The 6,372-nt window shown below is 59.8% G+C and carries 8 protein-coding genes; 2 read left to right on the plus strand and 6 right to left on the minus strand.

What is annotated here, in order from left to right:
* Positions 1-3: 3 nt before the first annotated feature.
* From WKI84_RS07775 to WKI84_RS07785, 3 genes are all read right to left on the minus strand, one after another.
* Positions 4-777 (minus strand): cytochrome c biogenesis protein CcdA, encoded by a 774-nt coding sequence (locus tag WKI84_RS07775; RefSeq protein WP_337862972.1) that lies wholly within the window; start codon positions 775-777, stop codon positions 4-6.
* 113 nt (positions 778-890) lie between these two features.
* The gene (locus WKI84_RS07780) at positions 891-1,181 is read right to left on the minus strand and encodes a hypothetical protein (protein WP_337862973.1); all 291 of its coding nucleotides are present in this window, start codon (positions 1,179-1,181) and stop codon (positions 891-893) included.
* A gap of 55 nt (positions 1,182-1,236) precedes the next feature.
* The gene (locus WKI84_RS07785) at positions 1,237-1,587 is read right to left on the minus strand and encodes a winged helix-turn-helix domain-containing protein (protein ID WP_337862974.1); all 351 of its coding nucleotides are present in this window, start codon (positions 1,585-1,587) and stop codon (positions 1,237-1,239) included.
* Positions 1,588-1,741: 154 nt separating this feature from the next.
* Between WKI84_RS07785 and WKI84_RS07790 the strand changes: the two genes are divergently transcribed.
* The gene (locus WKI84_RS07790; protein ID WP_337862975.1) at positions 1,742-2,650 is read left to right on the plus strand and encodes an AAA family ATPase; all 909 of its coding nucleotides are present in this window, start codon (positions 1,742-1,744) and stop codon (positions 2,648-2,650) included.
* A gap of 29 nt (positions 2,651-2,679) precedes the next feature.
* A complete protein-coding gene (locus WKI84_RS07795; protein WP_337862976.1) occupies positions 2,680-4,191 on the plus strand; it encodes an ATPase domain-containing protein in 1,512 nt (503 codons plus the stop codon).
* On the opposite strand, the gene WKI84_RS07800 is transcribed toward WKI84_RS07795, so the two are convergent.
* The 3 genes from WKI84_RS07800 to WKI84_RS07810 form a co-directional block, all read right to left on the minus strand.
* Positions 4,188-4,382, minus strand: a complete 195-nt coding sequence (locus tag WKI84_RS07800) for a hypothetical protein (protein WP_337862977.1) — start codon at positions 4,380-4,382, stop codon at positions 4,188-4,190. The genes WKI84_RS07795 and WKI84_RS07800 overlap by 4 nt on opposite strands.
* A 55-nt stretch (positions 4,383-4,437) precedes the next feature.
* Positions 4,438-5,685, minus strand: a complete 1,248-nt coding sequence (locus tag WKI84_RS07805) for a hypothetical protein (RefSeq protein WP_337862978.1) — start codon at positions 5,683-5,685, stop codon at positions 4,438-4,440.
* A 117-nt stretch (positions 5,686-5,802) separates the two neighbouring features.
* On the minus strand, positions 5,803-6,102 hold the full coding sequence (locus WKI84_RS07810) for a nickel-binding protein (RefSeq protein WP_337862979.1): 300 nt from the start codon (positions 6,100-6,102) through the stop codon (positions 5,803-5,805).
* Between the last annotated feature and the right edge of the window lie 270 nt (positions 6,103-6,372).

Raw genomic sequence — 6,372 nt, forward strand, 5'->3', positions numbered from 1 at the left:
TTGCTATAGCCCCCTCTCAAGGTTGATTATCTGGCCGGCGAGCGGGAAACTGCCCACGACTGAAAGCTGGTTGGTAAAGACCAGGATTCCCAGCACCACCAGTATCCCGCCCATCGCGGGGTTGAAATATTTCAGGTGACGGGCCATCCTGCGGATCACGCCTGTCGCCTGCGAGAAAAAGGCGCCCGCGACCAGGAACGGGACGCCGAGGCCAAGCGCGTAGGCCAGCAGAGAGTTGTAGGCGGCGCCCGGCGACGTGGCGGCAAGTGTGAGCGTGCTTCCAAGTATAGGGCCGACGCACGGCGTCCAGCCCGACGCAAACGCCGCGCCGAACACAAACGAGGTGAGGTAGCTGGTCTTGAACCTCGGCATGTTCCTAGTCATCCGGCGCTCAAAGTTGAGCCGGCGGAATTTTATCGACAGGATAAGGTAGGCGCCAAACGCGATTATCGCCGCGCCGCCTACCGACTGGAGCGTGCCCTGAAAGCCCGTGCCGATGTTGGCAAGCACGCTGTTGAATATGACGCCCAGCACCGCAAAGACGAGCGAAAAGCCGAGCACGAAATAGACCGTGTTGAGGAAGATGTTGAGCCGGGTCATGCGCTTGACAGAGACCTGCGCGCCGCCGCTGTCGCCTCCCTGGTTCCGGACCTCGCCAAGGGCGGTGCCCGACAGGTAGGAGACAAAGGCCGGCACTATTGGCAGTATGCACGGTGAAAAGAACGACCCTGCCCCCGCAAGGGCGGACACCAGCACGCTCGTCTCTGCCGCTGCCACTGCCGATCAGGGCGCACTTGGCCGTTTTTGCACTTATACTTTTTTCCAGATTAGAACCAGATCGCCGGGATAAAAAATGCTCGCACACATATGCAGGCAGAAGAGAAAAGGAACTAGAACGGCCGGACAGTCACCTTCAGCAGCGCGCTTATGCCGGCAAGCTCGGCAACGTGCACGCCCAGGAAATACGGCAGCAGCGCGTCAGCGTACAGCGGCGCCATCGCAAAATAGGCATAGACTGCGATCGCGTTGTGCAGCCCGAGCATCGCCGCAAAGAACATCAGCCCGAGTGTAAAGCTGGCCCGGGTGTTCTTGTAGATCCGGCCGTACACGGCCAGCAGCACGGCCAGCACGCCGATGTTTATCAGGCTCACGATTGCGCTAACGTCCATCAGCATTGCCATCGGGCTACAGCTGCAACCTCCCTGTTTTGGCTTTAATACTTTTTTCCAGATCCATTCACATTCCCTTTCCTTTCCTGTCCTTCTTGTTTCCAGCTGCAGTAGCAGCTTTTTTCTCGATGGCCGCCCTGACCTCCTCAAAGGCGGCGATGTTGTGCTCAAGGTAGTTTGAAATGAAATAGAGCACGCCGTACTTTTCGCCCTGCCGTGTGACCATGTTGTTTTTCTCCAGCACTCCCATGTGGTGCTGTATGGCCTTGTAGTCGAGGCCCATGGCCTCGGCCAGCTGGTTGGTGTTGTACGGCTGGCCCTTCAGAAGGTCGATTATCCGTATCCTGTTCTCGCCGCCCCGGGAGCCCGCAAAGAGGAACCACAGCAGGCGCTTGGCGTCCGGGTCGGCGGCGGCCATGCCATGGCGTACCAGGATAAGAGATTTAAACTTGAACAGCCAGCCAGACGGAAGACAGACGACGGAAGACGGGAGATAGGTAGCAAATCGCTATATCCAACCACCATACACTATTAGACCGGCGGTTGCGCTGTAAGATGACGGTGATAATACCATGGCCAAGTGCATAGCATTCCACTCGTACAAGGGCGGGACGGGCAAGACCACCATAGCGTCCAACTGCGCAGCAGTCCTGACAAAGAGGGGCTACAAGGTGGCGCTGCTCGACCTCGACGTGTACGCGCCGAGCCTGTACGCCTATTTTGGCAAAGAGCCCAGAAAGTGGCTCAACGACTATTTGCAGGGCGACGCCGACGTGGAGGACGTGATGGTGGACGCCACCGACACGGTCAGAGAGTACGCAAAAGGCGACATGGCCGGAGGCGATGGCAGGCTGTGGATAGGCATGTGCAGCATGAAAAAGGAGGAGGTCTACAAGATGGAGAGCAACTCGCTTGAAGGCTCGCGTTCGCAGCTGCGCCGGTTCATACTGCTGAGGGAGCAGCTCATCTCGAATTACAGCCCAGACTATATCATGATAGACACGAGCCCCGGCATCAGGTACTGGTCGATAAACGCGCTGGCAGTGGCAGACGCGCTCTTGCTCACGCTAAAGGTGGGCGAGATAGACATCGACGGCACCAACAGGCTGGCGTCAGAGATTTACAGCTCGCTCACCAAGTACGGCGCCAAGTCGTTCCTGCTCCTCAACAGGGTCGCCGGCTATTGCGTCCCTGATGCCGCGTTCGCCGGCGGCAAACAGCAACAGCACGACAGCAACGACAACGCTCATCATCATCATCACCAACATCACAACGATGATGCGGCCGGAAGAGGAGGAGCCGGCTATGACCCGGCCGGGCTCATCTCGGGCAAGACGGGCATGCAGGTCATAACGTCGATCCCCTGCTACTGCGACATACAGTTCAGCAGCAAAGAGTTCCTGACGGCGCTGGTGCAGCCCGGGCACCCGTTTGCAAGGCAGATTGAAAACCTGATCGAGGCCATGCGCCTCAAAGTTTAAGAGTTTTTGCCGGCCACCATATCTCCTGATTGAGCAGTAGCGGCGGCAACAACGATAGCAATAGTAGCAGTAATAGCAGCAGTAGCAGTGGTAATATTGCCAGCAGGCACGACGCGCTGCCGGGCCTGCGCCACATTCGCAGCAAAGGCTCGTTCCCCGCTGGTGCCGCGTACCTGCTGACCGGCCCCACGGGCTCTGGCAAGACGCCCTATTGCGCCCAGTTCCTCCGGGAAGGCATGGCAGACGGTGGCAGCGGCGGCAGCTGCCGACGAGGCATGTTCGTGAGCCTCGACCCCTCGCACGGCAGGGAAAGGCTCGGCGGGCAGCAGCAGCAGCTGCTGCTCGGCGGCAATGATGGCAGCACAATGACAGCAGAGCTTGTCGTCCTGAAAGACCCGTCGCCGGCAGGCGCAGGCGAGCTTTTTGAAAGGATCCGCGCAGCGAGCCCCGGCACGCGGATCGCGGTGGACTCGCTCACCTACCTGCTCCCCCGCATGGGCCAGCACGAAACGCTAAAGTTTGCCGCCGGCCTCTACGACGCGCTCAGGTCCGTGCCGGGCGCCACCTCCATAACCACCATCGTGCCGGCCGGCGAATTTTCCGACGCCGTTGCTTCCATCTTTGACGGTGTGATCCAGCTAAAGTTTGAAGACCAGGGCAACGAGCTTGTGAGGAGCATCCGGCTCTTGTCGCTAAAGGGCGCTTACCACTCGCCGGTCTGGGCGCAGTTTCGGATACTGGAAGACGGCAGGCTGGCGTTTGGATTTGACCCGCCCGAGGCGGAGGTGAAAAAGTGCAAGCTGTGCGACAAGCCCATCGCGGCAGGCAAGGCGGCGTACGACAGCGACTCGTCGGCCTTTCACCCCCACTGCCTGGAGACGTACAGGAAGCTGAGCGACATCTATGGCGCAAGCGTCATCTATGCGGTGGTGCCTGCCGGCGTGATAAACGCGAATTTCTTTTTCATAGACATAGTGGGGCTCTCCGACCCCGCCATGTCGGTGGAGAAGCAGATCAAAAAGATAGAGGTCCTCAACTCGCTCATCATGGCAACCGAGGCCATGGCCGGCACGCCTAGGGACAAGAGGATCGTCCTGCCCACCGGCGACGGGATGGCGATAGGCTTTCTGCTCAACCCCGAGCTGCCGCTGCAGCTGAGCATCCAGCTGCACCGCAAGCTGGCCGCGTTCAACCGCAACGCAGGCAGCAGGGACGAGGCCATAGGCGTGAGGATCGGGCTGAGCTCCGGCCCCGTCTTTGTGGTGAGCGACGTGAACAACAACCAGAACGTCTGGGGGCCGGGCATAATACTGGCCCGCAGGGTGATGGACATCGGCGACGACAGGCACATACTCATCGCCGGCGGGCTGGCCGAGGCGCTCATCAACCTGAAGGACGAGTACAGGGCGGCGATAAAGCTGGTGAGTGCGGATTTCAGGATCAAGCACGGCCAGTCCATCAAGGTCTACTCGGCGTTTGCAAGCGACTATGGCAACCCCGCCACGCCTTCGAGGCTGGCCGCCGTTGAGCAGCAGCGCTAGGGGAAAAAGCCCTTGCCGTAGACGCTGCGGAACCTCTTGAACAGGAGGGCGCAGCTTTCCGAGTCGAACGCATAGTCCTCCCCGTCGAGCTTTTCCACGATGGGGCTGCTCCCGGCGGCCTTGCCGCACATGGCGCACACCTCCTGCCGGTGCGCCGGCGGCTGCGAGGGCTGCGGGAGAGGGAAGGACATATTCAGTATATCGGGCTGATATAGAAGACGGCAGATACTAAAGGCTGACGGATCGCTACTGTTTTGGCCCGCCTTCTTCTTTGTCCTCGCTGGCCGCCTTGCCGCCGGAGCCGCTGCTGTTGCCGTCCTCCTCGCCCCGCGCAAACGACCAGCGCCGGCTGTACACCTCGTCTTTCAGCTTGAAACCCTTGAACATCTTGAAGTACGCCTGCTTGACCTGGCTCTGCTTGTCAAGCTCGGACTGGATCCAGAGCGACTCGAACATGGACGTGTTGGAAAAGACCGTCGACTCGCTGTTGGAGTAGGTGGCAAGCCCGACGGCATCGGTGAAAGACTCCTTTGTGTCGTCGTTCACCTCCACCACTAGGCTCCGGGCCTGGTCGATTATGAAGGTCGTTATCCGGGTGGGCAGGAACTGCTGCAAATAGTTGATCTGGATGTCCCCGTACTGGGGTCCCTTCTTTAGCTTGGCCTCCGACATTTCCCTGACTGCGTCGTCCTTCATCACCAGTACCTTTATCGCGACCCCCTTCCCGGACATGGCCGCAAGCGCGTCGAGCATGCCTTCGCGCTCGGCCATAAAGAACGAGTTGCGGGTGGAAAAGAGGATGCGTATCTCGAAATTTGCCAAGCCTATCGCCTCGAATATCACTTCCCGGATCCTGCGCGGGTCGCGGATGGCCTCCATGAACTCGCTAGCCGCGGCGCCCCTTGCTATTTCGTGCAGCCGCTGCTGCGCAGGGACCGCCCTGCCCATTGCGCTGTTAAAGAGGAACTGCTGCCCCCGCACAAACGACGGTGCCGTGGCGCGCAGCAGCAGGCTTTTCTTTTCTTTTTTTGCGCCAGCGGCGCCGCTGCCGTTGTCACCATCATCATCATCATCATCATCACCAACATGTACTTCGACCAGGCCGGCGTACTCGGCGCCGTCGATTACCACAAAGTTCCCCTGCAGCGAATCGAGGTGGTAAAGGTCAAACGCCCTCGTCACCTCCTTGCAGTGGTGCATGTTGTCTCTGGTTATCTCGGTGATGCACCGCAGCTTTGCGCCCCTGCCCTTCAGGGCGATCAGCCTCTTGTCCGACGCCATGGCCGCTGCCACCGCCTGCAGGTGCCCGGCGTCCACAAAGCAGTCCACGCTGCGGCCGGCCCTGGCAGCAAGCTCGGCAAGGCTGGTGGCAGCCGGGCCGGCTTCCCGGATGGCGATGGTGCCGCCGTCGTCGCCGTCGTCGCCGGCGTAATAATTGCCATCACGCTGGCTAATGCTGCTACTGCCACTGCTCGGCGCTCCTTCGCTGACCAACTAGCAGTTATAGACAGCAAAACAGGATATAAAGTCGCACTGCCGCAGGCTCTAGCGCCCTGGCTGCCGCCGCCGCTGCTGCCGCGGGAGCGCAGCGGGCTGCATATGCAATTGCTGCTAACGCATCGGCTGCTGCTGGCCGGAGGAGGGCGAAGCGGACGCAAAGCCGGGAGGAGGCATAAACGGCCGGGCCAGGCTGACTTCGGTTATCCACTCGCACTTGATGTTCACCTTGGCGTGGTGCTTTTCGATTGCAGCCACGTCCGGGCCCTCGAGGAGGCAGAAGCAGACCCCAGCCTCCTTGTTGTAGAACAGGTTGACGTGGCTGACCCCAAACTCGTCTACGGGCGACTCGCACAGCTCTTTGAGGTGCGCCTCGCCAAACGGCACTTTGTGGACATCTAGAAAGATGGGCATACGGCAAAGGGGCTTCCGGCGGATATAAGAATTGCCTTGCAAAAAGAGGGAGCTTTTTTCTTTGGCGGGGCACGCAAGAGCGCGACGGTCGTTTCCCTGACGATGGCAGAGAGCGAGAGAGAGAGCAGAGTTGGCTTTGCAGCAGCAAAAGTGGCGCAAGCTCTTTTCCCGCAGCACCGCTTCCAGCCGCGGCTGGAGGTTGCATAAAAGAACAATAATTAATTAATTATTTTCGCCGTTTTCCACTGGAAACGCGCGCTAGCGGTCAAA

It is taken from the genome of Nitrososphaera sp., assembly GCF_037447015.1.
GTDB lineage: Archaea > Thermoproteota > Nitrososphaeria > Nitrososphaerales > Nitrososphaeraceae > Nitrososphaera.